Origin of the sequence: Qipengyuania aestuarii, from assembly GCF_019711535.1 — a bacterium.
Taxonomy (GTDB): Bacteria; Pseudomonadota; Alphaproteobacteria; order Sphingomonadales; family Sphingomonadaceae; genus Qipengyuania; species Qipengyuania aestuarii.
The window spans coordinates 627,612-652,840 of sequence record NZ_JAIGNP010000001.1 but is presented as its reverse complement, the minus strand read 5'-3'; the positions used below and the strand labels follow the sequence as shown (position 1 = coordinate 652,840).

Sequence of the window (25,229 nt, the reverse complement as noted above, 5' to 3'; positions counted from 1 at the left end):
ATCAATACTGCTAACCGCCCGCCACCGATCGAAAGATGCGCGCTCCAGCCCGCTTGAACTGCGGGGGCAGGGCGCCCAACTGACGCAAAACTCTTGCTGCAACCAACAGGTCTTCTTTTCCCATGATCACCCTTCTTGCCGCCGCTGCCCAGCCGCCGGTCTGGCTCCAGGTTCTGCCCTGGGTCGCCATTTTCGCGGTTTTCTGGTTCCTCATGATCCGCCCGCAGCTGCGCCAGCAGAAGGCGCACCGCGAGAAGGTCGAGGGCCTCAAGCGCGGCGACGAAGTGATCACCGCCGGCGGTCTGGTCGGCAAGATCACCAAGGTGGAAGAGCATTATGTCGAGCTCGAACTGGCCAAGGGCATGAAGGTCCGCGCGGTCAAATCTACCATCGGCGAAGTGCTCAGCGGCAAGCCCGCAGCACCCGCCAACGACTGATCCGGCCACAAGGATAGAGACCCGGTCATGCTGGAATTCCCGACCTGGAAGAAGGTCATGCTATGGGGTATCGCCCTTCTGGGCGTGCTCGCGGCGCTTCCCTCGCTTGCTTCGCTGTCGAACCAGGACTGGCCCGACAGCCTGCCCAATCCGACGGTCAATCTCGGCCTCGACCTTGCCGGGGGCAGTCACATTCTGCTCGAGGCGGAGCGCGACCAGGTCGCCGCCAAGCGGCTGGAAGACATGGAAGAAGGCGTGCGCAACGCCCTTCGCGGGGCCGAGGGCGGACGCATCCGCATCGGCGATGTGTCGACCGAAGACAACCGCCTGAGCTTCCTGCTCGACGATGCCTCGCAGATCGATCTTGCCCGCAGCGAGATCGAAGGCCTGATGTCGGGCACCGGCCCGGTCCGCGAATGGGACCTTCAGGTGGTCGACGGGCAGCGCTTCGTGCTGACCCCGACCAGCGCCGGTCTGGACAATGCGGTGAGCTCGGCGATGGACGCCGCCCTCAGCGTGATCAACGACCGTATCGACAGCCTCGGCACGCGCGAACCCACCGTTCTGCGCCAGGGCGATACGCGCATCGTGGTGCAGGTCCCCGGCCTGCAGGATCCCGAAGCGCTGAAGGAACTGATCGGCAAGACCGCCCAGCTCGAATTCAAGCTGGTGCAGCGTGAAGCGACGCTGGAAGAGGTCGAGCGCGGCTTCGTCGCGGGCGGCGAAGTGGTCGCCTATGCCGACAAGGAGCGTTATGGCGGCGGCGGCGTGATCGTGAACCGTCTCGGCGGGATCGACGGCTCGACGCTGACCAACGCGCAGCAGAGCGTGGACCAGCAGACCAACGAACCGGTCGTCAGCATTGCCTTCAACCCGCAGGGCGGCAAGCAGTTCGCCAACATGACGCGCCAGTATACCGGTGATCGGTTCGCCATCATCCTCGACGGCGAGGTGATTTCGGCGCCGGTGATGCAGGAACCCATCCTCAACGGCCAGTCGCAGATCAGCGGCAGCTTCACCGTGCAGAGCGCCAACGAACTGGCGATCCAGCTCAGCTCGGGCGCGCTGCCGGTCGACCTGACCGTGGTCGAGGAACGCACCGTCGGCCCCGATCTCGGCGCCGATTCGATCAAGCAGGGCCTGCTCGCCATGGGCATCGGCACGCTGCTGGTCATGCTGCTGATGATCGTGACCTATGGCCGCTTCGGCATCTATGCCACGGTGGCGCTGGTCATCAACGTGCTCATGCTGCTCGGCATCATGGCCGCGCTCAACGCCACGCTGACCCTGCCCGGCATCGCCGGCTTCGTGCTGACGATCGGCGCAGCGGTCGACGCCAACGTGCTGATCAACGAGCGTATCCGCGAGGAGCGCAAGCGCGGGCGGCGGGTCGTGGCGGCAGTGGAAAACGGCTACAAGGAAGCCAGCCGCGCCATTTACGACGCCAACGTCACCAACTTCATCGCCGGCGTGCTGCTGTTCCAGTTCGGCTCGGGCCCGATCAAGGGCTTCGCTGTGGTGCTCGTCGTCGGTCTTTTCACCTCGGTCTTCACGGCCGTTCCGCTCACGCGGATGTGGGTGGCCCAATGGCTTCGCAAGGCGCGGCCCACAGATCTGAACCTGTAAGGAGGACGGACCATGAAATTGCTCAAGCTCGTCCCCGACGACACCAACATCAAGTTCCTGAAATGGCGCATCCCGTTCTTCGTGGTCAGCATCGTGCTGATCGCGGCGAGCTGGGGGCTCGTGATGACCAAGGGCCTCAATTACGGCGTCGATTTCGCCGGCGGCCTGGAAGTGCGCGCTACCTTCACGCAGAGCACCGAGGCTCCGGTGGCGCAGCTGCGCACCGATATCGAGGATCTGGGCTACGGGACCCCCGTCGTCCAGCGCTTCGGCGAGGACAACCAGGTCTCGATCCGCATTCGCCTGCCCGACGAAGTCTCGTCGGACAAGGACGCAGCGCAGGCTGCCGCCAACGCCGTGGTCGAACAGTTGCAGGAAAACTATCCCGACTTCCGTCTGGACGGGAACGACAACGTCTCGGGCAAGGTCTCGGGCGAGTTTCGCAGCGATGCGATCTTCGCGCTGGCGCTCGCGATGCTCGGGGTCGCGTTCTACATCTGGATCCGCTTCGAATGGCAGTTCGGCGTGGGCGGCCTGTTCGCGCTGTTCCACGACGTATCGCTGACGCTGGGGATGTTCAGCCTCTTCCAGCTGGAATTCAGCCTTCAGATCATCGCGGCCATTTTGGCGATCATCGGCTATTCGCTGAACGATACCATCGTGGTCTATGACCGTATCCGCGAAAACCTGAAGAAATACCGCAAGATGCCGCTGCCCGAGCTGCTGGATCTGTCGGTCAACGAAACGCTGGCGCGTACCGTGATGACCTCGCTGACACTGCTCGTGGCCCTGATCCCGCTGCTGCTGTTCGGTCCCGCCAGCCTGTTCGGCCTGACCGCGGCGATCACGCTCGGCATTTTCGTGGGTACTTACAGCTCGATCTACATGGCGGCGCCGCTGCTGGTGTGGATGGGAGTCAATTCCAACAGCTTCGTGCCGCAGGAATCGGTCGCCGACCGCCAGGAAAAGAAACTCCGCGGCGAAGTCTGATCTGAACTCTCTCGTCCGCTGCCTGTCAGAGGCGGCGGACGAGCATTTCGGCCACTCCGATCCAGGCCGGATTTTCGACGACCTGCTGCTTTTCCCCGTGGCCCGGCGGAAGCACGCCGACTAGCTTGCCCTGCCGGTCGATCAGGCGGCCGAAGGCGAAGCGCCCGCCCTTGCGCGGGATCAGGACATCGCGATTGACAGCGCGCGCCGCATCGGCGGGATCGAGCTGACGCAGCCACAGCTGGTCGCCGGGGCGGTATTCGCCATGCGGATAGTCGACCGTCATCACCACCAGCGCACCATCGCCGCCAAGATCGGTGGCAAGGATCGCGTCGCGCGTTTCTTCCAGGCCTTCCGGGCCCGACTGGCCCAGCCGGGCCACCACCTGCGGATGCGCGGCGTTTTCCGAGCGGACCAGCATTTCGGGCTCCACCCCCAGTGCGGCGGCGATCCGCTCCATCCATTTCAGCGAGAGATTGCGCATCCCCGTTTCCAGACGGCCGACCGTCTGCGGCGTGGTGTGCGGATCGCAGGCTTCGGCCAGATCGGCGAGTGTCATGCCCTTCTGCTTGCGGATGTCGCGAATGCGGTTGATCATGGAAAGTACCTGTATAACCAAAATGGTTTTTCTTCTTTCCTACACGAACCTAATAAAGGCAAGTCCGCTTCTTCAAAATCGAGGAGATGCACGGATGAAACGCGAATTGATCGAACGCGAGCTGACCGAAGTCGGTCCGAAACGGCGCGGCAGCCCGCGCGGCAGGCGCCGCACGGTGACGGTGAATCTGGGCGAATCGCCGCTCACCTGGCTGCATGCGCGCGGCCATCTGGACGACCGGCAGTTCGATGCGGGGGAGCGGCTGCGGGCGGATTACGAGCGTGCGCAGCTATCGCCGCAGGTCACCATGCGCTGGGACCCGGTGCGCGTGGATTGCGGAGCCGGGGGCGGCGGGAATGACGGCATGACGCCGTCCGAATGCCAGCTGTCAGCCAAGGACCGCTTCGACGGCGCGATGGCGGAAGCCGGGGCGGGGCTGAAGGACATCCTCTGGCGCGTGGCCTGCGGCTGCGAGGCGCTGGCAGAGGCGGAGAAGGGGCTTGGCTGGCCGAGCAGGAGCGGCAAGCTGGTGCTGAAACTGGCGCTCGACCGGGTGGCCGATTTCTACTGCATCCGGTGAGGCGGATTTTTCTCCAGGACAGTGTCAACCTGTCAACCTGTCAGCCGATCAACCGGGCGACCCTCTGGCGGACCTCGGGCAGAACCTCGGCCTCGAACCAGGGGTTGTCGCGCATGAACAGCGTGCTGCGCCAGGCGGGGTGGGGAAGCGGCAGAAAATGCGGAAGAAACTCGGCATAGCGCAGCATGCGCTCCCGCATGGTCCAGCTCTTGGTATCCGGCAGATAGGCGCGCTGGGCATAGGTGCCGACGAGCAGCGTCAGCCGGTCTTCGGGCAGTTCCTCCATCACCCGCTCGTGCCAGGTCGGCGCGCATTCGGGCCGTGGGGGCTTGTCGCCCCCACTGGCCTTGCCGGGATAGCAGAAGCCCATCGAGACGATCGCGAAACGGGCGGGATCGTGCAGCGTCTCGAAACTCACGCCCAGCCATTCGGCCAGCCGGTATCCCGACTTGTCGTCGAAGGCGAGGCCGGTTTCATGGGTGATGCGCCCCGGCGCCTGACCGACGACCACGACCCGGCTCGTGGCGCTGAACTGGACGATTGGCTTGGGTCCCAGCGGGAGATGCTCGGCGCACAGGGTGCAAGCCCGGATTTCCCGCTTGAGCGCCGCTGCCGTCAAAGCGCCTCGACCTGCTCGGCCAGTTCCAGCCAGCGTTCTTCCGCCGCATCCTTCTCGGCGCGCGCGTTCTCGATGCCCTTGGAGACATTGGCAAAGCGCTGCGGATCGCTGGTGTAGAGATCGGGATCGGCCAGGATTTGTTCTCCGCGTGCGATGGCGGCTTCCAGCTCCTCGATCCGCGCCGGAAGCAGCTCGTAATCGCGCTGGTCCTTGTAGGACAGCTTGGTCGGCTTAGGCGGAGGTGGGGGCGGCGCAGGCGGGGCGGATTTGTCGCCCGATTTTTCGTCCTTCGCCTTGCCCGAGACCGGTGTCTGGCGCTTGGCCTGCCAGTCCTCGTAACCGCCCGCGACCACATCGACCTTGCCGGTCCCGTCGAGGCCCAGCGTGACGGTCACGGTACGGTCGAGGAAGTCTCGATCGTGGCTGACGATCAGCACGGTGCCTTCGTAATCGGCGATGACTTCCTGCAGCAGGTCCAGCGTTTCGAGGTCGAGATCGTTGGTCGGCTCGTCCAGCACGAGGAGGTTCGATGCCTTGGCGAATTCGCGCGCCAGCAGCAGGCGCGAGCGTTCGCCGCCCGACAGGACCGAGACGCGCATGTCGACGATCTTGGGATCGAACAGGAACTCCTTCATGTACCCCTGCACATGCTTGCGTACCCCGCGCACGTCGATCCAGTCGCCGCCTTCTGCCAGTACCTGCCGCACGGTCTTGTCGGCGGTCAGCAGCTGGCGTTGCTGGTCGATCATCACGCCGGTCAGCGTCTTGGCGATGTTGACCGTGCCGCTGTCGGGCTCCAGCTCGCCGGTGAGCATCTTCAGCAGCGTCGTCTTGCCCGCGCCATTCGCGCCTACGATCCCTATCCGGTCACCGCGCTGGATGCGCAGGGAGAAGGGCTTGATGATCGTGCGGTCGCCATAGGACTTCGTGATCTGGTCGGCAGTGATGACCGACTTGGACTTGAACTCCGCCTCGGTCGCCAGCTTCAGCTTGGCCGTGCCGCCGGCCGAAATCATCGAGGCCCGCTGGGCGCGCATCTGCCACAGTTTTTCGAGCCGGCCCTGGTTGCGCTTGCGCCGCGCGGTTACCCCGCGTTCGAGCCAGTGGGCTTCGAGCTTGAGCTTCGCGTCGAGCTTTTCCGCCGCGCGGGCTTCTTCGGCATAGACCTGTTCTTCCCAGGCCTCGTAGCCGCCGAAACCCACTTCCTTGCGGCGCAATTCTCCCCGGTCGAGCCAGATGGTCGCGCGGGTCAGGCGCTTGAGGAAGGTCCGGTCGTGGCTGATGACGACGAAGGCGCCTTTGTAGCGGTCGAGCCAGCTTTCCAGCCAGTCGATCGCGGCGAGATCGAGGTGGTTGGTCGGCTCGTCCATCAGCAGCAGGTCCGGGTCCTGCGCCAGTGCCCGTGCGATCGCCGCGCGGCGTTTCTCGCCTCCGCTCGCGCCCTTGGTTTCGCGGCCCATGTCGATGCCGAGCTGGCTGGCGATGGCCTCCACCTCGAATTCCTGCGGCGCATTCTCGCCCGCCAGCGCCCAGTCCATCAACGTGGCATGGGCAGCCACATCGGGGTCCTGTTCGAGCAGCACCACCTTGGTATGCGGCTTGATCTTGCGCATGCCGGCATCGGTATCGATCCGCCCGTCGATCATGCGGAACAGCGTGGTCTTGCCCACGCCGTTGCGGCCGATCAGCGCGAGCCGGTCACGCGGGCCGATATGGAGGTCGAGCGGTTCGTGATCCGGGCCGCCGAACAGCCATTTGCCGCCCTGCTGCAGGGCCATGCCTTCGAGGCTGAGAATTGGGGGCTGTGCCATAGGTGGCGCGAGGTAGGCGGGCGGAGGGCTGTCGGCAAGTGCCCTGCGCTTTTGTCGCGAGTGCTCTGCTTGTAATGACCCTCCTCACAGTCATTGCGAGGAGCCGCAGGCGACGCGGCAATCCATGGTGCCACATCCGAACAACCGGCAGCGGCGCACCGTCTCACGACGGATTGCCCCGCGGCGCTCGCGATGGCTGTTCCTTAAGGCCGCGCCGCCTTCTGCGCCTCGACCATCCGCGCCACATCTTCCAGCAGCGCGGGTGCATCGTAAACAATGCCGTCCTTGATGGTCCAGCGCACGCCGCCGACCTGCTCGATTGCGCCGGTTTCGCGGTTCAGTTTCGTATGGCCCGTCCCGTAAAGCAGCTTGAGATTGTCGAGCGGGTTGCCCGGCACGATCACCATATCGGCCAGCTTGCCGACCTGTATCGTCCCCATCGGCGGCGTTTCCCCGCGCGGCTGGTAGATTTCCTGCGCGCCCGCAAGCGTGGCCGCGCGGATCACCTCGAGCGGTTCGAGGCCGGCCTCGCGCAGCATTTCCAGCTCGCCAATATAGGCGAAGCCCCAGGTCTGGTAGATATATCCCGGATCGCTGCCAGCCGTGACCCGGCCCCCGCGGCGGTGAAATTCCTTCGTCACGTCGAACCAGTACCGGTAGAACTTGCGCCAGGCGACTTCGTCCTCGGTCGACCAATCCTTGTAATAGCTGCCGTGGTTGGTGGGACTGGGGGCATAGAAATCCATCAGGCTGGGCAGCGTGTAGCGTTCGTGCCAATCGCGCGTTTTCGCGGCCATCACGTCGCGGCTGGCGGAATAGATGTTGAAGGTGGGGCTCAGCGTCACGCCGCTGTCGACGAGGAAATCGACGTATTCGTCCCATTCCTCGCTGCCGGGTTCCACCACCTGATCGGCCAAGCGGGCTACCCAGGCGAAGCGCGACTGTTCGTCGGCATAATTATAGCCCTGCGGATAGGTGGGCAGGGCGGCATCATCGAGCAGGCTTTCGAAATGGCCGTAGAAATGGGTGACACCGTCCATGCCCAGTTCCACCGCCTTGCGGGCGTTGACGCGCTGGACGCCGGGCTGGGCGAGATGGGCGACCGTGCCGAGGCCCTGCTTTTCCGCCTCGTCGAGAGCCGCGCCGAGCAGATCGGGTTCGAGCGAGTTGAAGAATTTGATACCCCAGAACCCCTCGGCCTTGGCCCAGCGGACCCAGGCCCGCGCCTTCGCTTCGCTGTCCACTGGGCCGCCGTCCCATTTGTCGCCGAAGGCGGCATAGGGAAACAGGCGCGGTGCGGTGATCGTATTGGCGGCGCTGCGGCGCGTATCCTCCAGGTCGGGCTGGCCGGGACCCCAATAGAAGGAGACGCCGCGCACGCTGGTCACGCCGTGGGCGAGCCACAGCTTGTAGCCATAGGAGGGCTGGCCCGCCTTGCCGGCATCGCCATTGTGGCCATGCACATCGACGAAGCCGGGCATCACCGTCATGCCAGCGGCGTCCACGATGCGGCTGGCGCGGGCGCGCACGGCTGCGGGGGCGCTGCCGCCATGGATCGCCGCAATGCGGTTTCCTTCGATCACGATATCGACCGGCCCCGTCGGCGGCGCGCCCGATCCTTCGACCATGGTGGCGCCGGACACGATCAGCGTTTCATAGGGGCCATCGCCTTCCGCCCGGTCCGGCACGCGGTCCATCGGCTGGGCGAGAACCGGCGGGCTGAGTGCCGCCGCCAAAGCAATGGCAAAGAATTTGTGCAATCTGATCACTGGCGTCCCCCTATTGAGCCCGTCGATATCCGGCCCTTTTCTTTGCCGCAAAGTATTTCGCGGAACAGCTTTGTTCAGCTGTGCGTAAAGCAGCCAAGACGAAAGACGCGTCAGACAACAGGAGTTTGCCCATGATCCGTTACGCCATTCCCGCCTTCGCATTCGCGGCCGCCTTGCCTATGACAGCGCAGGCTGCCGAAATCCAGATCGCCGCCACCGGCCCGGTGGTCGAACTGAATGTGCTGGAGGAAGTGGACGCAGCGCCCGACATGGTCACTGTCAGTGCCGGGGTCAGCAGCGAAGCGCCCAATGCGGTGGAGGCCCTGCGCCAGAATTCACGGGCGATGCGCGCAGTGATCGACCGGATCAAATCGCTGGGCGTAGCAGAGCGCGATATCCAGACCAGCAGCATCAATCTCAACGCGCGGTACGATTACGACCAGCAGCGCCAGGAACAGATCTTTCGCGGCTATCGGGCCAGCAACCGCGTGACCGTGAAGCTGCGCGAGATCGACGAGACCGGCGAAGTGCTAGATGCCCTGGTGGTGGCCGGCGCAACCGATCTCAACGGCCCCGTCTTCGGTCTGGAGAACGATGAGCGCGCCAAGGTCGCCGCCCGCCGTGCCGCGCTCCAGCGCGCCGAGGCGCAGGCCCGTGAATATGCCTCGCTGGCGGGATATTCCAACGTCCGCCTGCTCGAGATCAGCGAGAGCGTTCAGGGCCGCTCCGGCCCGCAGCCCATCGTGGTTACGGGAAGCCGGTTGAAGGCGATGGACGAATCCGCACCGGTCGAACCGGGCACCATTTCGACCGGAGTAAGCATCTCGGTTAAATACGAGATGACCCGCTGAACACGGGCACATCGCCACATTCACACCTTGTTCAATGCCGTTCGATTAGTCAGAACGGCATCATGAAACAGGTTATCGCATCCTTGCTCGCCTTCGGCCTGATCGCCGGACCGATTGCCGCTACACCTGCGGAAGCGCAGCGTCGCTCCGACCAGGGCGAGGCGCGCAAGGAAATGCGTGCAGGCAATATCCTGCGCGCCCGGGAAATCGAAAACCGCATCCTGCCGCAGATGAAGGGCGCGGAATACCTTGGCTTCGACTACGATTCCACGGCCATGGCCTATCGCCTCAAGTTCATTCGCGAGGGCCGGGTCATCTATGTGGATGTGGATGCGCGCACCGGCCGCGTCCTGCGCCGCAGCAACTGAATTCCACCATCCGAAACCTCGTTCATCTTGACGCGTTCATCTACATGAACGACACGCGCAAGATTATTAGCGAGGACGGAAATTCATGAGAATCCTGATCGTCGAGGACGAGCCGACGCTCGGCCTGCAGCTCAAGACAACGCTCGAAGGGAACGGCTATGCAGTCGACCTTTCGACCGACGGCGAAGACGGCCATTTCCTCGGGTCTACCGAAGATTACGATGCCGTCATCCTTGATCTCGGCCTGCCCGAAATTGACGGGCTGACCGTGCTGGGCATGTGGCGCAAGGAGGGACGCAAGTTCCCCGTGCTGGTGCTTACGGCGCGCGACAGCTGGTCGGACAAGGTCGCCGGTCTCGATGCCGGGGCGGACGATTATCTCGCCAAGCCGTTCCAGACCGAAGAGCTTATCGCCCGCCTGCGCGCGCTCATCCGCCGTGCTTCGGGCAATACCTCCAGCGAGCTGACGGCGGGGCAGGTCCGGCTGGACACGCGCTCGGGCCGCGTCACTCTAGCGGGCGAGCCGGTCAAGCTGACCGCCCAGGAATACAAGCTGCTGAGCTATCTCATGCACCACAAGGGCAAGGTGGTCAGCCGCACCGAACTGATCGAACATATCTACGACCAGGATTTCGATCGCGATTCGAACACCATCGAAGTCTTCGTCACGCGTATCCGCAAGAAGCTGGGTGCAGACGTGATCACAACCATCCGTGGACTGGGTTACAGCCTCGACGACCCCGCCGACGCGCCCCGCGCTTCGTAACGAAGTGGCGGACGAGGTGCGTCCGGCGGCGGGTTCTCCTGCCGGGGACGCATCTGCGCCCGCCTCAGACGGCCAGCCCGTCGTCCTGAACGATCGGCACGGGCCGCGGCGCAGCCTTGCAGCGCGCATGATGGCGATCGCCGCCATCTGGATCACCGTGCTGCTGCTCGGCGGCGGCTTCGCGCTGGAGCGAACGCTGACCGGGCAGGTGCAGCGCAATTTCGACGATCAGCTGGAATATGTCCTGACCGCCCTCATCGCCTCCGCCGAGGTGGACGACTGGGGCGATGTCCGCTTTTATCGCTCACTCGGCGACCAGCGCTTTCTGGAAGTGAACAGCGGCGTTTACTGGCAGATCAGCGGGCCGGGCCGCGATCCTTATCCCAGCCGCAGCCTGTGGGACCGCACGCTCCAGCTCGATGGCGAGCATGTCGATGACGACGCCCATTTCTACGACAGCGAACAGTTTCCCGACGAACCTTTGCGCATCGCCGAACGCAGCATCATCCTGCCCGATAGCGACACGCGCTGGACCTTCGCCGTGGCGTCCGCGCGTGAGGAAATGGACGCGCAGGTCCGGCGTATTCGTTCCATTCTCGTGTGGAGCTTTGTCGCGCTCGGCCTCGGCCTGCTGATCATGGCGGTGCTCCAGAGCTATTACGGCCTGTCGCCGCTGCGGCGGGTCAGGGCCGCGATCCAGGCGATGCGGTCCGAAGGCGCCAACCGGATCGACGAGCCGCTGCCGCTCGAGGTCGAGCCGCTGGTGGAGGAAATCAATTCGCTGCTCGCCCATAGCGAAAGGCAGGCCGAGGAAGCGCGCATGCATGCGGGCAATCTCGCCCATGCGCTGAAAACCCCGCTGACTGTGCTGACCAACGCCGCCACCGCGCACGATCCCAAGCTGTCCGATCTGGTATGCCGCGAAACGCGGACCATGCAGCGCCATGTAGAGCACCATCTGGCCCGCGCCCGCGCAGTGGGCCGCCGGGCTTCGGGCCACGCCCGCGCCGCAGTCTGGCCCAGCGCGGAAAGCGTCCTGCGCGCGGTCACCCGCATTTATGAGGACGCCCGGCTGGATCTCGACGGCAACAAGAGCGCGAGTGTCGCCATCGAACGGCAGGATCTCGATGAAATTCTCGGCAATCTCATCGAGAATGCGGCGAAATATGGCGGCGGCAGCGTTTTCGTCACCGTCGATGCCGAACCCGAGGCGGATTTATGCGCCATCTGGGTGGAAGACGACGGCATGGGCATTCCCGAGGCCGACCGCACGCGCATCTTCGATCGCGGCGCGCGGCTGGATACGGGCAAGCCCGGCACCGGGCTCGGCCTCGCCATCGTGCGCGATGTCGCGCAAATCTATTCCGGTCAGGTCGAACTCGGCGAAAGCGAGGATCTGGGCGGGTTGATGGTGGTCCTGCGGCTGCCGCGCGCGGCCTAGCAGGTTCACGGCCCGTTCAATCCGGCGCCGATATACAACGACTCATGGATAACAAAGCCCCCAGGAAATCGCTTGCCCTGCGCATGGGCGTGGTCATCGCTGCCGGTCTCGGCCTCTCGGCCTGTTCGACCATGCTCGATCCCTATGGATCGGGCGTTTCGGTCGGCGTGGGCGTCGGCACCGGGTACGGTTCGGGATATGGTGACCCGTATTACGATCCCTATTACGGCTGGTATGACGACTATTATTACCCCGGCGCCGGACAGTATGTCTACGACCGCCGCGGGGCCCGTCATCACTGGAACGACCGCCTGCGCCATTACTGGATGGCCCGGCGCGGCGCCCACCGCAGGTATCACGAGAACTGGGACGGATATTCGCGCGGCCACGACGGCTACTACCGCGATTACCGGAGGCGCGGCCACCGCGCCGACCGCCGCCACCGTGACGACCGCTACGATCGCGGGCACCGCTATCGTGACGACCGCCGGGACCGTGACGACAGGCGCGGCCATCGCGATCGGCGAGACCAGCGCGAGGAGCATGAAGGCAAGCGGCGTAACGGCTTTGCGGACGGCCTCGTTCGCAAGGCGGCAGAAGCGGCCGCCCGCTCCCAGGCGCGCCAAGAGCGGCGCGAACAGCGCGCAGCTCCGCGGCCAGAGCGCCAGTCGGTGACCCCGACCCGCGCACCGCGAGCCCGTGCCCAACCGAGACAGGACGCGCCGCGCCGGGTCGAGCCGCAGCGCCCCGCAGTTCGCAATCAGTCGGTCAGGCGGGAGCCCGGCATCCGGCGCAACACCCAAATCGAGTGATCCGCTAGTTAGCTTCGGCGCGCCTGTTCGTGATGGCGAATGACTTCGTCGATGATGAAGCGCAGGAATTTTTCGGTGAACTCGGGGTCGAGCTGGCTTTCCTCGGCCAGCCGCCGCAGCCGGGCGATCTGTTCCTTTTCCCGCGCCGGATCGGCGGGGGGCAGGGTGGCCCTGGCCTTATATTCGCCAACGGCTTGCGTGATGCGGAAACGCTCGGCCAGCATATGGACCAGAGCGGCATCGATATTGTCGATGCTCTTGCGGAAGCCTGCCAGCGTGGCGTCTTCGGCGGCGGAGTGTTGCGCGTCCTGCGTCATTGCTTGCCAGATTAGCGAGAAAGCTTCTCTTGCCAAGAAAGCTTAGGCAGGACATGGCCAAGCAGACATGACAGCAGACGTTGTTCCCCTGCCGCGCAAGGCTCCGCAACCCTCGATCGAGCCCATGCTGGCGCTCACCGCGCAGGGTATGAATCAGGTCAATCAGGTCATCCTCGATCGGATGCAGAGCGAAGTGCCGCTCATTCCCGCCCTGGCCGGCCACCTCATCTCGGGCGGCGGCAAGCGCCTGCGCCCGATGCTCACGCTCGCCGGTGCCGAACTGGTCGGCTACAGCGGCACGCGCCATTACCGGCTCGCGGCCGCTGTCGAATTCATCCACACCGCCACGCTGCTGCATGACGATGTCGTCGACGGCAGCGACCTGCGGCGCGGCAAGGCGGCGGCCAATATCATCTTCGGCAATCCCGCCACCGTGCTGGTGGGCGATTTCCTGTTCAGCCGCAGCTTCGAACTGATGACCGAAGATGGCAGTCTGAAGGTCCTCAAGATCCTGTCCGGTGCCAGCGCGATCATCGCCGAAGGCGAGGTCGACCAGCTGACCGCCCAGCGCAAGATCGACACGAGCGAGGAACGCTACCTCCACATCATTCGCGCCAAGACCGCCGCGCTGTTCGCGGCCGCCAGCCGCATTGCGGCCGTGGTCGCGGAACGGAGCGAGGAAGAGGAAAAAGCGCTCGACGAATACGGCCGCAATCTGGGCGTGGCCTTCCAGCTGGTGGACGATGCGCTCGATTACGATTCGAATGCTGCCGAAATGGGCAAGGACCGGGGCGACGATTTCCGCGAAGGCAAGATGACGCTGCCGGTGATCCTGGCTTATGCCCGAGGTACCGAGGAAGAGCGGGAATTCTGGAAAGCGGCCATTGCCGGTTTCCGCACCTCGGACGACGATCTCGACGAAGCGATCCGCCTGATCGAACGGCACAACGCCGTGGCCGATACCAAGGCGCGCGCCCGCCATTTCGCGCAGCGCGCCATCGATGCGCTGTCGATCTTTCCTGATGGCAAGGCGCGGCAGGCCATGGTCCAGGCGGCGCTGTTCTCGGTATCGCGGGGATATTGATTCCGGCGGTTTGCGGCTAGGGCGCTCGCGTGTCCGACCTTCCCATCTTTTCCGTCCTGCCCGATCTGCTCGGCGCCCTGCGTGACAGCAACGGCGCCGTGCTGGTCGCGCCGCCCGGTGCGGGCAAGACCACGGCGGTCGCTCCGGCGCTGCTGGACGAGGACTGGTGCAAGGGCACCGTGATCCTGACTTCGCCGCGCCGCGTTGCCGCGCGCGCCGCAGCCGAACGCATGGCGCAGCTGCTCGGCGAAAAGCCGGGCGAGACGGTGGGTTACCTCACCCGCCTCGACAGCAAGCGTTCGGCCCGGACCCGCGTGCTCGTGGTTACCGAGGCGATTTTCGTGAACACGATCCTCGCCGACCCCGAGCTGGAAGGCGTTTCAGCCGTCCTGTTCGACGAAGCGCATGAGCGCCATCTCGACAGCGATCTGGGGTTGGCGCTGGCACTCGAAACGCAGGGCGTGTTGCGGGACGATCTGCGCGTGCTGGTCATGTCGGCCACCATCGACGGGTCGCGTTTCGCCACGTTGATGGGAGAGGGCACGCAGGTCATCGAGAGCGAAGGGCGGGCCTATCCGCTCGCCATCCGCTGGCTCGGCTCGTCCCCGCAGGTGCGAGTGGAAGACGCCATGACGGCAGCCATCGCCGCCGCCTGGCGCGAAGAGGAGGGCGACATCCTCGCCTTCCTGCCCGGCGTCGGCGAAATCGAACGGACCCGCGAAAGGCTGGAGGAGCGGCTGCCCAAGGCGCTGGTCTTGCCGCTGCATGGGCAGGTCCAGCCCGCCGATCAGCGCGCGGCCATCCGCCCCGATCCCGGCGGACGGCGCCGAATCGTGTTGGCCACCGCGATCGCGGAAACCTCACTGACGCTCGACGGAGTATCGGTGGTGGTGGATGCAGGGCTTGCGCGGCGCGCCGAATTTGACCGGGCGGCGGGGACCACGCATCTCGTCACCCACCGCGCCAGCCAAGCTGCGGCGGCACAGCGCGCGGGGCGCGCGGCGCGGCAGGGGCCCGGTGTCGCCTATCGCCTGTGGGAAGAGGGCGGCCACGGCGGCAGGCCCCGCTTCGATCCGCCGGAGATGGAAACCGCCGACCTTGCGCCCTTGGTGCTGAATCTTGCGAAATGGGGCACGGCGGATCCTGCCAGCCTGCAATGGCTGGACCCACCGCCGGAAGCTTCGGTGTCGGCGGCGCGTCTCAGCTTGCAGGGTTTGGGCGCGCTCGATGCCGAGGGGCGCATCACGGCCTTCGGCGAGAAACTGGCGAGCTTGCCGCTCGATCCCTCGGCGGCGGCCATGGTGCTGTTCGGGGCCGAGCTTGGTCAGGCGGAACTGTCCGCGCGGCTGGCGCTCTTGCTGCAGGAACGCGGCCTCGGCGGGCGGGGCGAGGATATGGAAGCGCGGCTCTCGCGCTGGAACGGCGACCGCGGCCCGCGCGCGGAGGCGAGCCGGAAGCTGGCGGGACGGTGGGCTGCGCAGGCTGACCGCCTGTTAGGTGATGGCTCGGCACGTACGGTTTCAGACGTGCCGCCCGCCATCCTCCTCGCGGCAGGTCGTCCCGACTTTATTGCCAGGCGGCGCGGCGCTTCGGGCGAGCACTGGATCGCCTCTGGCGGACGCGGCTTCATGCTCGATCCCGCCTCACCGCTGGCCCGCGCCGATTTTCTCGTCATCGGCGATGCGCAGGGGCAGGCAAAGGGCGCGCGCATCACCTCGGCCATGCGGCTGGAGGAAGCGGATCTGGAGCGCTGGCTGGCCGATCGGATGGAGCGGCGCAAGGTGCTGAGCTGGAAGGGCGAGCGGATCGAAGCTCTGGTCGAACGCAGGCTCGGGGCGATTACACTGGCCAGCGGACCCGATCCCGAACCCGACCGTCAGGCTATTGTGGACAGCCTTGTGGAAAAGGCTCTGGAAAACCCGGCAAAACTGCTCCCGGCAGAGCTGCGGGCGAGGGCGAGCTTCATCGGACTGGAGGCATTTGGTGACGAGGCGCTCGCAAGCAGCACCGAATTATGGCTGGCGCCCCTGCTCGAGGGTCGCCGCGATCTGGACATTCCGAAGGGGAAGCTGGTCGAGGCCTTGCTCAACCTCCTCGACTGGAACGACCGGCAGCGGCTCGATACCGAGGCGCCGCGCGAATTCACCTCCCCTGCAGGCACGACGCACCGGATCGATTACACCGGCGACGATGCGCCCAGCGTGGAAGTGCGTGTGCAGGCGCTGTTCGGGCTCGAACGGCATCCGATGGTCGGGCGCACGCCGCTGCTGCTCAAGCTCACCAGCCCTGCCGGAAGGCCGATCCAGGCGACCCGCGATCTGCCCGGTTTCTGGCGCGGCAGCTGGGACGATGTGCGCAAGGACATGAAGGGCCGCTATCCCAAGCATCGCTGGCCGGAGGAGCCATGGGCGGAAAAGCCCAGTCTGAAGACCAAGAACGCCTTCCAAAATTCGGGGGGCTGAATTAGAGAGCGCTGACTATGGCTGCACGAATCTATCAAAGACCGCAGAGCGCGATGCAATCGGGCAAGGCCCGCACCGATGAATGGGTGCTGGAATTCGAACAGTCCGAAGCGCGGCGTGCAGACCCGCTGATGGGCTGGACCGGCAGCGGCGATACGCAGGCGCAGGTGCAGCTCAAATTCCCCAGCAAGGACGAGGCCAAGGCCTATGCCGAGAAATACGGCATCGCCGCCCGCGTCCACGCCACTCCTCCGCACAACCTCAAGCTGCAGGCCTACGCCGACAATTTCCGCTGAGCATTGTCATTGCGAGGAGCCGCAGGCAACGCGGCAATCCAGTTTGCGACCTGTCAGACTGGCGGAGCAATAGAGCTGGATCGCCGCGCCTCCGGCTCGCGGTGACGTTTTGCTTGAAAAGACGTTTCCACCCGGCCATATGGCGCGCCGGGAGTCGGGTGGACGTTTGCGTTCGCTCACCGGGTCAGGTCCGGAAGGAAGCAGCCCAGGTGAATTGCGGCGGGTCGCTCGGCTCCTTAATCACCCAGCATCGGTACTGATCCGCATCCGGCTGCGCGCCGCACTGCGCGAATGCGTCGCCGGGACCACGCCCGCGAACTTGCCGAGGCCGAAGGGCGGCATGTTGGCATAGATCGTCTCATGCGCCCCGCCTGCCACCGTATAGGTCTCGTGGAAAATGCCCACGGTCCCGTCATTCCCGACATTCCTGTTGAAGGCGACCCAGGCCGGCCAGTGCTTCTCGTCACGCGAGCGGGCGTAGCGTTCGAGACTGTCGAAATCCCGCCAATATTGCAGCAGCATCACCTGGCGCGGCCCCTGCAGGCAATATTCCGTGCCCAGAAAACCGCTGTCCGGATTGGCCGAAAGTTCTTTCAGCATCGGGCCCATCGCGCTCAATACCGGCCACCATTTGCCAATCTTGTGGAAATGGTTGATCCGCATTCCGATCACGAACACCACCAGCGGACCGGTGAAATCGGCGGTCATCCGCCCTGCATTGACAGCCATGGCTACCTCCTTTCCAAAATAGATTTCAAATCGAAACCTAAATGTCAAGCTTCGCAAAAGGCGGCTTAGCGCCTACCTAGGTCGGCATGGGTGATTCACCGGACAATTCTGACGGTCTTCCTTGGGAGACCGAGACCGAAGACCACGCGCCGAGCGCGGCCGATCTGGAAGCAGCGGGGCAGAATTCGATGTTCGGCGACGCGCCCGATGCCCTGCCTGAGCCCGAGCCCGAGCCCGAGCTGGAACAGGGTTCGCCACCGGCAGACCCCGAACCGGCTTCATCCCAGCCAGAGTCTACCAAACCCGAATCCGCCGCGCCCGAAGCGGCCGCCCCGGCAGAGCCTGCCGCCGAAGCTGCGCAGCCATACCGCGTGCTTGCGCGCAAATACCGGCCGCAGACCTTTGCCGAACTGATCGGGCAGGATGCCATGGTCCGCACGCTGGCCAATGCGATTGCGCGCGACCGGCTGGCGCATGCCTTCCTGATGACCGGCGTGCGCGGGGTGGGCAAGACCTCCACCGCGCGCCTCATCGCCAAGGCGCTGAACTGCATCGGTCCCGATGGCGAGGGCGGCCCCACGATCAGCCCCTGCGGCGTGTGCGAACCGTGCCGGGCGATTGCCGAGGGCCGCCATATCGACGTGATCGAGATGGACGCCGCATCGCATACGGGCGTGGACGACGTGCGCGAGATCATCGAGGCGGTGCGCTATGCCGCGGTTTCGGCGCGCTACAAGATCTACATTATCGACGAAGTCCACATGCTGTCGCGCAATGCGTTCAACGCGTTGCTCAAGACGCTGGAAGAACCGCCTGCGCATGTGAAATTCCTCTTCGCGACGACCGAGGTCGACAAGCTGCCCGTCACGGTGCTGAGCCGGACGCAGCGCTTCGACCTGCGCCGCATCCCGTCCGATCTGCTCGAAGCGCATTTCGCCGAAATCTGCCGCAAGGAAGGTGTCGAAGCCGAGGACGAGGCGCTCCATATCGTCGCCAATGCCGCCGAAGGGTCGGTGCGCGACGGGCTGTCGATCCTCGATCAGGCGATCGCCCATGCCGATATGGATACGGGCGGCATGGTCACGGCAGAGCGGGTGCGCGACATGCTGGGCCTTGCCGATCGCGGCGCGCAGCGGCGACTGTTCGCACAGATTCTCGATGGCGATGCCAAGGCGGCGCTGGCCGGGGTGGACGATCAATATGCGCTGGGCGTCGAACCGCTGGCGCTGATGCGCAGCCTGATGGACCTCACCCACCGGATCGCGCTGGCGCAGGTGGCAGGCGGCGAAGCCGATGCCACCACCGCCGAAGAGCGCGAACAGCTGACCGAGTGGGCGAACCGGCTGGATGTCGGGCAGGTCCACCGGCTGTGGCAATTGCTCCTCAAGGGGCACGAGGAAGTGCGGCAGGCGCCCGATCCGCTGGTTTCGGCGCGCATGGCGCTGCTGCGGGTGCTGCACGCCTCGTCCATGCCCGATCCGGGCAGGCTGGCGAAGAAGCTGGAAGAACTCGCGGCGCGCGCCCCGGCCCCTGCGCCCACCTCGGGCGGAAACGCGGGAGAGGGCGGTGGCAGCGCGCCCAGCGCCGCGCTCGACTGGGAAGAGCTGGTCGAGAAGGTGTCCGCCGCCGGAAAGCTTCAGGCGGAAAGCATCATGCGCCTGCAGATCCGCCCGATCAGCGTGGAACACGGCAAGCTCGTCTATGCCCGCGATGCGCGTTATTCGGATGCGATCGAACCGGTGTTGAAAGACGCGCTCTACGCCATCACCGAAACCCGCTGGCAGCTGGAAACCGGCGATCCTTCGCTGGCCCGGCCGTCGATGGAAGAGGAACGCCAGGCCAAGGCCGAGGCGGCCAAAGCGGCAATGCGGGAGCATCCCATGGTGAAAGCGGTTGAAGCTGCCTTTCCCGATGCCGAAATGATAGAAGACGGCGCCGATATGCCCCCGATCCGGCGCGAGGTTCCGTGGAACCGCAGAGCATGAGGACAGATAGATGAAATCGATGGAAGAAATGATCGCCGCGGCACAGAAGGCTGCCGAACAGATCCAGACGCAGATGAACGACGCGCAGGCCAAACTCGACACGATCGAGGTCGAAGGCGCATCCGGTGGCGGGCTGGTCAAGGTGCGCGCCACGGCGCGGGGCCGGATCCTTGGCGTGCAGATCGATGAAAGCCTGATGAAACCGGAAGAAAAGCAGATGGTCGAAGACCTCGTCGCTGCCGCCTTCAACGATGCGCGCGACAAGGCCGATCGCAAGTCCGCCGAAGAGATGGAAGCGATCCAGGGCGGAATGGGCCTGCCGCCGGGCATGAATATCCCCGGTCTGGGCTGAGCTTTCCCGGCACTTTCCTACAAGGCCGCGCCTGTGTTAGCGCCGGGCCATGACCTTGGATTCGACAAGCCGCAGGGGCCGCGCGAGAGATCGCTGCGGCCTTTTGCATTGGCAGCGGATTTTTTATCCTCAGGACTGTGCTCCAGGCGCTCCATCCTTCAGCTTCCCGGCGGCGAAGCTGAACGCGGCGCGCTGTGCACAGCTTAGCCTCTGCGGGGCGTTGCACCTTGGCGGCGCGCTACCCATATCTCGCAGGAACGCCACGGCCTCGCTCGCAGGCCGCAGATGGACAGAATGCATATGACAGAGACCTTTCCCCTCCTTCCCTTGCGCGACATCGTCGTTTTCCCCGGCATGGTCGTCCCCCTCTTCGTGGGGCGCGACAAATCGGTGGCGGCGCTGGAAGTCGCGATGGAAGGCTCCAAGGACATCTTCCTCCTCTCGCAGCTCGATCCGGGCTGTGACGATCCCGAGGCCCGCGACCTTTACGATACCGGCGTCATCGCGCAGGTGCTCCAGCTGCTGAAGCTGCCCGATGGCACCGTGCGCGTGCTGGTCGAAGGCCAGGCCCGCGCCAAGCTGAAGGAACTGCGCACGGTGGACGAATATGTCGCCGCCGAAGTCACCGAAATCGAGGAACCGACCACGTCGGGCACCGAAATCAGCGCGATGATGCGCCAGGTGGTCGAACAGTTCGGCGAATACGCCAAGCTCAACAAGAAGATCGGCGAAGATGCCGCCGAACAGCTGGGCGAAATCGACGATGCCGGCGATCTGGCCGATACCATCGCCGCCGCGATCCAGGCGAAGGTTTCGGACAAGCAATCGCTGCTGGTCGAACCCGATCCGCTCAAGCGCCTCGAAATGGTCATGTCCTTCATGGAAGGCGAACTGTCGGTGCTGCAGGTCGAACGCCGCATCCGTGGCCGCGTGAAGCGCCAGATGGAAAAGACCCAGCGCGAATACTACCTCAACGAACAGCTGAAGGCGATCCAGAACGAGCTAGGCGACGGCGACGAGGATGGCGGCAACGAGATTGCCGAACTGACCGAGAAGATCGGCAAGACCAAGCTGTCGAAGGAAGCGCGCGCCAAGGCCGAAAGCGAGCTGAAGAAGCTCAAGGCCATGCAGCCGATGAGCGCCGAAGCGACCGTGATCCGCAACTATCTCGACGTGCTGCTCGGCCTGCCGTGGGGCAAGAAGAGCAAGGTCAAGAAGGACATTGCGGAAGCGCAGGAGATCCTCGATGCGGATCACTATGCGCTGGAGAAGGTCAAGGACCGGATCATCGAATATCTCGCCGTGCAGGCGCGGACCAATAAGCTGAAAGGCCCGATCCTGTGCCTCGTCGGCCCTCCGGGTGTCGGCAAGACCAGCCTCGGCAAGTCGATCGCCAAGGCGACGGGGCGCGAGTTCATCCGCCAGTCGCTGGGCGGCGTGCGCGACGAGGCCGAGATCCGTGGCCACCGGCGTACCTATATCGGCTCGCTGCCGGGCAAGATCGTCACCAATCTGAGGAAAGCCGGCAAGAGCAATCCGCTCTTCCTGCTCGACGAGATCGACAAGCTGGGCCAGGACTTCCGCGGCGATCCGGCTTCGGCGCTGCTCGAAGTGCTGGACCCCGAACAGAACAGCAAGTTCCAGGACCACTATCTGGAGCTGGACCTCGATCTGTCGGACATCATGTTCGTCACCACGGCCAACAGCCTCAACCTGCCGCAGCCGCTGCTCGACCGGATGGAGATCATCCGGCTCGAAGGCTATACGGAAGACGAGAAGGTCGAGATCGCGACCCGCCATCTGCTGCAGAAGCAGATCAAGGATCACGGCCTCAAGGACGGCGAATTCGAGCTGACCGAAGACGGCCTGCGCGATCTGATCCGCTACTATACGCGCGAAGCGGGCGTCCGTACGCTGGAACGTGAACTGGCACGGCTGGCGCGCAAGAGCCTGCGCCGGATACTCGAAGGCAAGGCGGAAAGCGTGCGCATCACGCCCGAAAACCTCGCCGAGTTCGCCGGAGTGCGCAAGTTCAAGCACGGCATGGGCGAGGACGAAGCGCAGGTCGGCGCGGTCACCGGCCTCGCATGGACCGAGGTGGGCGGCGAATTGCTGACCATCGAAAGCGTCACCACGCCGGGCAAGGGCGAGATCAAGACCACCGGCAAGCTGGGCGAAGTGATGAACGAAAGCGTCGCTGCGGCCTTTAGTTTCGTGAAGGCGAGGGCGCCGCACTACGGCATCAAGCCCAGCATCTTCCAGCGCAAGAACATCCACATCCACTTGCCCGAAGGGGCGGTGCCCAAGGATGGCCCGAGCGCGGGTATCGGCATGGTCACCTCGATCGTCTCGACCCTGTCGGGCGTCGCCGTGCGTCCCGATGTCGCGATGACGGGCGAAGTCACGCTGCGCGGGCGGGTGCTGCCCATCGGCGGTCTGAAGGAAAAGCTGCTCGCAGCGCTGCGGGGCGGCATCAAGAAGGTGCTGATCCCGGAAGAGAACGTGAAGGACCTTGCCGAGATTCCCGAGAATGTGAAGCAGGGTCTCGAGATCGTGGCGGTCAGCCATGTCGACGAGGTGCTGGAACACGCGCTCACGTCGCTGCCGTCACCCATCGAATGGACCGAAGCCGACGACCTCGCCAGCCAGCCGGGCCATCCCCAAATGGGCGGATCGGTGCCGACCGCGCATTAACAAAAGACATGATATGCTGCAGCGAATGCAATCGCTGCGGCATATCAAATGCCCGTTTTGCCGCAGAAATAGGGTTTCAGCGAGTTAACCCGCCGTTTTCGGGGGAATTTGCCTTTGACACGGAGCGCAAAAGCCTCTCAATTCCCGGCCTCTCGGTTGAAGTGATTCACCGGACTACAAATTCAGAACTCGTAATGAGGGGGTTTCAAGAATAATGAACAAGAACGATCTGATTGCCGCAGTTGCCGAAACAAGCGGTCTCTCGAAGAGCGATGCTTCCAGCGCTGTCGAAGGCGTTTTCGACGCTATCACCAAGTCGCTGTCCGACGGTGACGAAGTGCGCCTCGTCGGCTTCGGCACCTTCTCGGTTGCCAAGCGCAAGGCATCGACCGGCCGCAACCCGCGCACCGGTGAACCGATGAACATCCCCGCTTCGAACCAGCCGAAGTTCAAGGCCGGCAAGGGCCTCAAGGACGCCGTCAACTAAGACGCGCTCCTATCGGACATGGAAACGCCGCAGTCTCGATAAGAGGCTGCGGCGTTTTTGTGTGGTGGGTAAACTTAGCGTCCTAGTCGAGGGCAATCAAAGCCGTCGGCGCCTGCTCGCTCCGCGGGGTCACGTCCCAGCTCAGCGACTGTCCCTTGGCCACGGTCTTGGGCCCTTCGTCGGTGTTGTTGGCAAGAATGCGCCCATCGGTAATGATCGTGAAGGTCCCGTCGGGAAGCACAACCTCTGGCATCTCACCCCCTTCTTCCTCCATCATCATCTGCATCATGCCGGCCATTCCGCCCATCATGCCATGCATCGGATTGCCGCTGCCGGCATTGGCAAAACCAGGCGCATCCACGCGGATCTGATTATCCTTGCGCAGCACGACAGTGACGAAGCTGTTCGCCACGGGCATCTTCTCGACTACCGGGAAGACGAAGTCGTGGCTCATCCGTCCTGAAATGTTGAAGTCCACTTCGAAAAGGCCGTCGCCCTTGTAGATGACCTGATCCCATCCGCGTTGTCGCGAAAGGTGATCGGCCAGCTCCTGCGCCGCCTCCGGGTTCGAAGGATCGATACCGCCGAACAAGGCTTTTGCCTGCTCAACCTCTCTGCGGCTTTTCGCTTCGCGCTGCTCGGCCGACGCATCCCAGGCGGTCTTTTGCTCTTCGATTTCTTCGGCCGTGCACTCACGCTCCTCGAAATCGTCGTCCCAGCATTCCGCTTCGAAGGTCGTTTCGCCCTTGTTTCCCATCTCCGCCAGCTTGGACAGAGCCAGCATCTGGATTTCTCCATCGTAACTGTAGGAAAAGGTGCCATCCTTCATCACATGCAGTTTGCTCATGAAGGAGCCAGGGGAGAGGAGGCACCCCGAAAGCGCGAGGGAGCTTACAGCGGCCAAGGCGAGCGCGCGTATCTTTACCGAGATGGTCATTCGTTTCCTTCCAGTTCGGTGTCAGCTGCGAGTTGCAACTGCATAGAGCGCGACTGCAGCAGCGTTCGACACATTGAGGCTTTCGATCTCGTCGGAGATCGGCAGTTTCGCCAGCGCGTCGCAATGTGTCCCGATATTATGACGCATGCCTTCACCTTCGGCCCCGAGGACGATAGCCACCGGTCCGGCAGGCAGGGCTTCGGCAAAGGTCGTGTCGGTATGGCCTGTAAGGCCTATCCGCCAGTATCCCGCCTCGGCCATCTCCTCCATCGCGCGGGCCAGATTGACGACCCGAATCCACGGCAGGGTTTCCAACGCGCCCGACGCGCTTTTACCGATGACGCCTCCTTCGGGCGGAGCATGGCGGTCTTGCGTGACCAGTGCCGCTGCGTTGAAGGCCACGGCCGAACGCATGATCGCGCCGACGTTGTGCGGGTCGGTGACTTGGTCGAGAACGACGATCGGACGGGACGGATCGCCATCCAGCACCTCATCGAGATATTTGTCCTCCAAGGCTGCACATTCGAGAACCAGGCCCTGATGCGGCGCATCTTTCGCTACCAGACGTGCAAGATCCTGCACATCGGCATATTCCACCGGAAAATCCGCCGGCAATTCGCCATCCAAGGAGGCTACACCTTCGCGCGTGGCCCACAGCTTACGATGCTGGCGTTCCGGGTTCTTCAGCGCTGCCTCGACCGCATGGCGGCCCCACAGCCGGACATGGCCGGCACTGGCCCTGCCGCTGCCGCGGCCACCCTTCATGCGGCCGGCCCGGCCTCTCAATGCGCGTTTGCGTTCGCCTTTTGCCATGCTTCATGTCCTGTAATTCGATTTGCGTGGCGCTAGTGCCAGTGAGGGCATTGACAGGCAAGCGCCGCTTCGCCAAAGGGGCGCCTCTCGGCAGGGGATACCAAGCGAATCCCCGCATAATTCTCTCTCCGGAGAGATTTGGCGAACCGGTGTGGACAGGTGGCCGAGTGGTTAAAGGCAGCAGACTGTAAATCTGCCCGCGCAAGCGTACGCTGGTTCGAATCCAGCCCTGTCCACCACCCGCCCTTCACCAAAACAAGCCATCACCGTCGGATAACGGCTGTCCGTTTTTCGGTGACCAAATACGCAGATTTTCGGGAAATGGTGCCGGCTAGAGGATTCGAACCCCTGGCCTGATGATTACAAATCAACTGCTCTACCAACTGAGCTAAGCCGGCACATCAC

At 64.3% G+C, this 25,229-nt stretch carries 24 protein-coding genes, 2 tRNA genes and 1 other RNA gene; 18 read left to right on the top strand and 9 right to left on the bottom strand.

The annotated features are described in order from the left end of the window. Positions 1–122 precede the first annotated feature (122 nt). Genes yajC through secF form a run of 3 tightly spaced genes read left to right on the top strand, consistent with a single transcriptional unit; the run spans position 123 to position 3,053 of the window. Positions 123–437, top strand: coding sequence for a preprotein translocase subunit YajC (yajC, locus tag K3175_RS03235; RefSeq protein WP_221541912.1), 315 nt, complete (start codon positions 123–125; stop codon positions 435–437). Between the two features lie 27 nt (positions 438–464). Then, positions 465–2,063, top strand: coding sequence for a protein translocase subunit SecD (gene secD / locus K3175_RS03230; RefSeq protein WP_221541911.1), 1,599 nt, complete (start codon positions 465–467; stop codon positions 2,061–2,063). Between the two features lie 12 nt (positions 2,064–2,075). After that, the gene (gene secF, locus K3175_RS03225; RefSeq protein WP_221541910.1) at positions 2,076–3,053 is read left to right on the top strand and encodes a protein translocase subunit SecF; all 978 of its coding nucleotides are present in this window, start codon (positions 2,076–2,078) and stop codon (positions 3,051–3,053) included. Between the two features lie 25 nt (positions 3,054–3,078). Here secF and K3175_RS03220 read toward each other — a convergent pair whose 3' ends face one another. Beyond that, the gene (locus K3175_RS03220; protein ID WP_221541909.1) at positions 3,079–3,651 is read right to left on the bottom strand and encodes a helix-turn-helix transcriptional regulator; all 573 of its coding nucleotides are present in this window, start codon (positions 3,649–3,651) and stop codon (positions 3,079–3,081) included. A 94-nt stretch (positions 3,652–3,745) separates the two neighbouring features. Between K3175_RS03220 and K3175_RS03215 the strand changes: the two genes are divergently transcribed. Next, the gene (locus K3175_RS03215) at positions 3,746–4,231 is read left to right on the top strand and encodes a DUF6456 domain-containing protein (RefSeq protein ID WP_221541908.1); all 486 of its coding nucleotides are present in this window, start codon (positions 3,746–3,748) and stop codon (positions 4,229–4,231) included. Between the two features lie 40 nt (positions 4,232–4,271). Here the strand turns inward: K3175_RS03215 and K3175_RS03210 are convergent, their stop codons facing one another. The 3 genes from K3175_RS03210 to K3175_RS03200 form a co-directional block, all read right to left on the bottom strand. Beyond that, a complete protein-coding gene (locus K3175_RS03210; RefSeq protein ID WP_221541907.1) occupies positions 4,272–4,850 on the bottom strand; it encodes a uracil-DNA glycosylase family protein in 579 nt (192 codons plus the stop codon). Continuing rightward, positions 4,847–6,661, bottom strand: a complete 1,815-nt coding sequence (locus K3175_RS03205; protein WP_221541906.1) for an ABC-F family ATP-binding cassette domain-containing protein — start codon at positions 6,659–6,661, stop codon at positions 4,847–4,849. The genes K3175_RS03210 and K3175_RS03205 overlap by 4 nt, the downstream gene beginning before the upstream one ends. A gap of 203 nt (positions 6,662–6,864) precedes the next feature. Further along, complete coding sequence (locus K3175_RS03200; protein ID WP_345719300.1) at positions 6,865–8,430, bottom strand: amidohydrolase family protein; 1,566 nt, start codon at positions 8,428–8,430, stop codon at positions 6,865–6,867. A gap of 131 nt (positions 8,431–8,561) precedes the next feature. On the opposite strand from K3175_RS03200, the gene K3175_RS03195 reads away from it, so the two are divergent. From K3175_RS03195 to K3175_RS14130, 5 genes are all read left to right on the top strand, one after another. Continuing rightward, positions 8,562–9,281, top strand: a complete 720-nt coding sequence (locus K3175_RS03195; RefSeq protein WP_221541905.1) for an SIMPL domain-containing protein — start codon at positions 8,562–8,564, stop codon at positions 9,279–9,281. 62 nt (positions 9,282–9,343) lie between these two features. Beyond that, positions 9,344–9,649: a PepSY domain-containing protein gene (locus K3175_RS03190; RefSeq protein ID WP_221541904.1), complete on the top strand. Its 306-nt coding sequence runs from the start codon at positions 9,344–9,346 to the stop codon at positions 9,647–9,649. An 85-nt stretch (positions 9,650–9,734) separates the two neighbouring features. Further along, positions 9,735–10,415: a response regulator transcription factor gene (locus tag K3175_RS03185; protein WP_221541903.1), complete on the top strand. Its 681-nt coding sequence runs from the start codon at positions 9,735–9,737 to the stop codon at positions 10,413–10,415. Then, a complete protein-coding gene (locus K3175_RS03180; protein WP_425594822.1) occupies positions 10,363–11,856 on the top strand; it encodes a sensor histidine kinase in 1,494 nt (497 codons plus the stop codon). The genes K3175_RS03185 and K3175_RS03180 overlap by 53 nt, the downstream gene beginning before the upstream one ends. A 44-nt stretch (positions 11,857–11,900) precedes the next feature. Next, entirely contained in the window at positions 11,901–12,668 is a 768-nt protein-coding gene (locus tag K3175_RS14130; RefSeq protein WP_247710629.1) for a hypothetical protein, read from the top strand. A gap of 8 nt (positions 12,669–12,676) precedes the next feature. Here the strand turns inward: K3175_RS14130 and K3175_RS03170 are convergent, their stop codons facing one another. Further along, positions 12,677–12,985, bottom strand: coding sequence for a chorismate mutase (locus K3175_RS03170; RefSeq protein ID WP_221541902.1), 309 nt, complete (start codon positions 12,983–12,985; stop codon positions 12,677–12,679). A gap of 67 nt (positions 12,986–13,052) precedes the next feature. Here K3175_RS03170 and K3175_RS03165 point away from each other — a divergent pair, with 67 nt between their 5' ends. From K3175_RS03165 to ffs, 4 genes are all read left to right on the top strand, one after another. Continuing rightward, positions 13,053–14,069, top strand: coding sequence for a polyprenyl synthetase family protein (locus tag K3175_RS03165; protein ID WP_221541901.1), 1,017 nt, complete (start codon positions 13,053–13,055; stop codon positions 14,067–14,069). Positions 14,070–14,098: 29 nt separating this feature from the next. Then, the gene (gene hrpB, locus K3175_RS03160) at positions 14,099–16,531 is read left to right on the top strand and encodes an ATP-dependent helicase HrpB (protein ID WP_221541900.1); all 2,433 of its coding nucleotides are present in this window, start codon (positions 14,099–14,101) and stop codon (positions 16,529–16,531) included. Between the two features lie 17 nt (positions 16,532–16,548). Beyond that, positions 16,549–16,827, top strand: coding sequence for an ETC complex I subunit (locus tag K3175_RS03155; RefSeq protein ID WP_221541899.1), 279 nt, complete (start codon positions 16,549–16,551; stop codon positions 16,825–16,827). A gap of 147 nt (positions 16,828–16,974) precedes the next feature. Further along, positions 16,975–17,069, top strand: an RNA gene (ffs, locus tag K3175_RS03150) — signal recognition particle sRNA small type. Here the strand turns inward: ffs and K3175_RS03145 are convergent. Continuing rightward, a complete protein-coding gene (locus K3175_RS03145; RefSeq protein WP_221541898.1) occupies positions 17,068–17,556 on the bottom strand; it encodes a DUF4188 domain-containing protein in 489 nt (162 codons plus the stop codon). The genes ffs and K3175_RS03145 overlap by 2 nt on opposite strands. Positions 17,557–17,642: 86 nt before the next feature. Between K3175_RS03145 and K3175_RS03140 the strand changes: the two genes are divergently transcribed. The 4 genes from K3175_RS03140 to K3175_RS03125 all read left to right on the top strand — a co-directional run bounded on the left by K3175_RS03140 (position 17,643) and on the right by K3175_RS03125 (position 23,074). Continuing rightward, positions 17,643–19,541: a DNA polymerase III subunit gamma/tau gene (locus tag K3175_RS03140; RefSeq protein WP_221541897.1), complete on the top strand. Its 1,899-nt coding sequence runs from the start codon at positions 17,643–17,645 to the stop codon at positions 19,539–19,541. Positions 19,542–19,551: 10 nt separating this feature from the next. Beyond that, positions 19,552–19,893, top strand: a complete 342-nt coding sequence (locus K3175_RS03135) for a YbaB/EbfC family nucleoid-associated protein (protein ID WP_221541896.1) — start codon at positions 19,552–19,554, stop codon at positions 19,891–19,893. Between the two features lie 300 nt (positions 19,894–20,193). Beyond that, entirely contained in the window at positions 20,194–22,587 is a 2,394-nt protein-coding gene (lon, locus tag K3175_RS03130; RefSeq protein ID WP_221541895.1) for an endopeptidase La, read from the top strand. Positions 22,588–22,801: 214 nt separating this feature from the next. Then, a complete protein-coding gene (locus K3175_RS03125; protein WP_221541894.1) occupies positions 22,802–23,074 on the top strand; it encodes an HU family DNA-binding protein in 273 nt (90 codons plus the stop codon). An 82-nt stretch (positions 23,075–23,156) separates the two neighbouring features. Here K3175_RS03125 and K3175_RS03120 read toward each other — a convergent pair whose 3' ends face one another. Then, positions 23,157–23,921, bottom strand: coding sequence for a hypothetical protein (locus tag K3175_RS03120; protein WP_247710628.1), 765 nt, complete (start codon positions 23,919–23,921; stop codon positions 23,157–23,159). A 111-nt stretch (positions 23,922–24,032) separates the two neighbouring features. Then, positions 24,033–24,824, bottom strand: a complete 792-nt coding sequence (gene rlmB / locus K3175_RS03115) for a 23S rRNA (guanosine(2251)-2'-O)-methyltransferase RlmB (RefSeq protein ID WP_221541892.1) — start codon at positions 24,822–24,824, stop codon at positions 24,033–24,035. A 153-nt stretch (positions 24,825–24,977) separates the two neighbouring features. Between rlmB and K3175_RS03110 the strand changes: the two genes are divergently transcribed. After that, positions 24,978–25,063: transfer RNA gene (locus tag K3175_RS03110), tRNA-Tyr, on the top strand. 83 nt (positions 25,064–25,146) lie between these two features. On the opposite strand, the gene K3175_RS03105 is transcribed toward K3175_RS03110, so the two are convergent. Continuing rightward, positions 25,147–25,222: transfer RNA gene (locus tag K3175_RS03105), tRNA-Thr, on the bottom strand. Between the last annotated feature and the right edge of the window lie 7 nt (positions 25,223–25,229).

Excerpts from the sequence above, each read along its gene's own strand:
- K3175_RS03190 (WP_221541904.1), top strand. The coding sequence starts at position 9,344 with ATGAAACAGGTTATCGCATCCTTGCTCGCCTTCGGCCTGATCGCCGGA.
- K3175_RS03125 (WP_221541894.1), top strand. The coding sequence starts at position 22,802 with ATGAACAAGAACGATCTGATTGCCGCAGTTGCCGAAACAAGCGGTCTC.
- K3175_RS03135 (WP_221541896.1), top strand. The coding sequence starts at position 19,552 with ATGAAATCGATGGAAGAAATGATCGCCGCGGCACAGAAGGCTGCCGAA.
- K3175_RS03120 (WP_247710628.1), bottom strand. The coding sequence starts at position 23,921 with ATGAGCAAACTGCATGTGATGAAGGATGGCACCTTTTCCTACAGTTAC.
- K3175_RS03140 (WP_221541897.1), top strand. The coding sequence starts at position 17,643 with ATGGGTGATTCACCGGACAATTCTGACGGTCTTCCTTGGGAGACCGAG.
- lon (WP_221541895.1), top strand. The coding sequence starts at position 20,194 with ATGACAGAGACCTTTCCCCTCCTTCCCTTGCGCGACATCGTCGTTTTC.
- secD (WP_221541911.1), top strand. The coding sequence starts at position 465 with ATGCTGGAATTCCCGACCTGGAAGAAGGTCATGCTATGGGGTATCGCC.
- K3175_RS03165 (WP_221541901.1), top strand. The coding sequence starts at position 13,053 with ATGACAGCAGACGTTGTTCCCCTGCCGCGCAAGGCTCCGCAACCCTCG.
- secF (WP_221541910.1), top strand. The coding sequence starts at position 2,076 with ATGAAATTGCTCAAGCTCGTCCCCGACGACACCAACATCAAGTTCCTG.
- rlmB (WP_221541892.1), bottom strand. The coding sequence starts at position 24,824 with ATGGCAAAAGGCGAACGCAAACGCGCATTGAGAGGCCGGGCCGGCCGC.
- K3175_RS03195 (WP_221541905.1), top strand. The coding sequence starts at position 8,562 with ATGATCCGTTACGCCATTCCCGCCTTCGCATTCGCGGCCGCCTTGCCT.
- K3175_RS03170 (WP_221541902.1), bottom strand. The coding sequence starts at position 12,985 with ATGACGCAGGACGCGCAACACTCCGCCGCCGAAGACGCCACGCTGGCA.
- K3175_RS14130 (WP_247710629.1), top strand. The coding sequence starts at position 11,901 with ATGGATAACAAAGCCCCCAGGAAATCGCTTGCCCTGCGCATGGGCGTG.
- K3175_RS03155 (WP_221541899.1), top strand. The coding sequence starts at position 16,549 with ATGGCTGCACGAATCTATCAAAGACCGCAGAGCGCGATGCAATCGGGC.
- K3175_RS03185 (WP_221541903.1), top strand. The coding sequence starts at position 9,735 with ATGAGAATCCTGATCGTCGAGGACGAGCCGACGCTCGGCCTGCAGCTC.
- K3175_RS03205 (WP_221541906.1), bottom strand. The coding sequence starts at position 6,661 with ATGGCACAGCCCCCAATTCTCAGCCTCGAAGGCATGGCCCTGCAGCAG.
- K3175_RS03215 (WP_221541908.1), top strand. The coding sequence starts at position 3,746 with ATGAAACGCGAATTGATCGAACGCGAGCTGACCGAAGTCGGTCCGAAA.
- K3175_RS03145 (WP_221541898.1), bottom strand. The coding sequence starts at position 17,556 with ATGGCTGTCAATGCAGGGCGGATGACCGCCGATTTCACCGGTCCGCTG.
- K3175_RS03220 (WP_221541909.1), bottom strand. The coding sequence starts at position 3,651 with ATGATCAACCGCATTCGCGACATCCGCAAGCAGAAGGGCATGACACTC.
- yajC (WP_221541912.1), top strand. The coding sequence starts at position 123 with ATGATCACCCTTCTTGCCGCCGCTGCCCAGCCGCCGGTCTGGCTCCAG.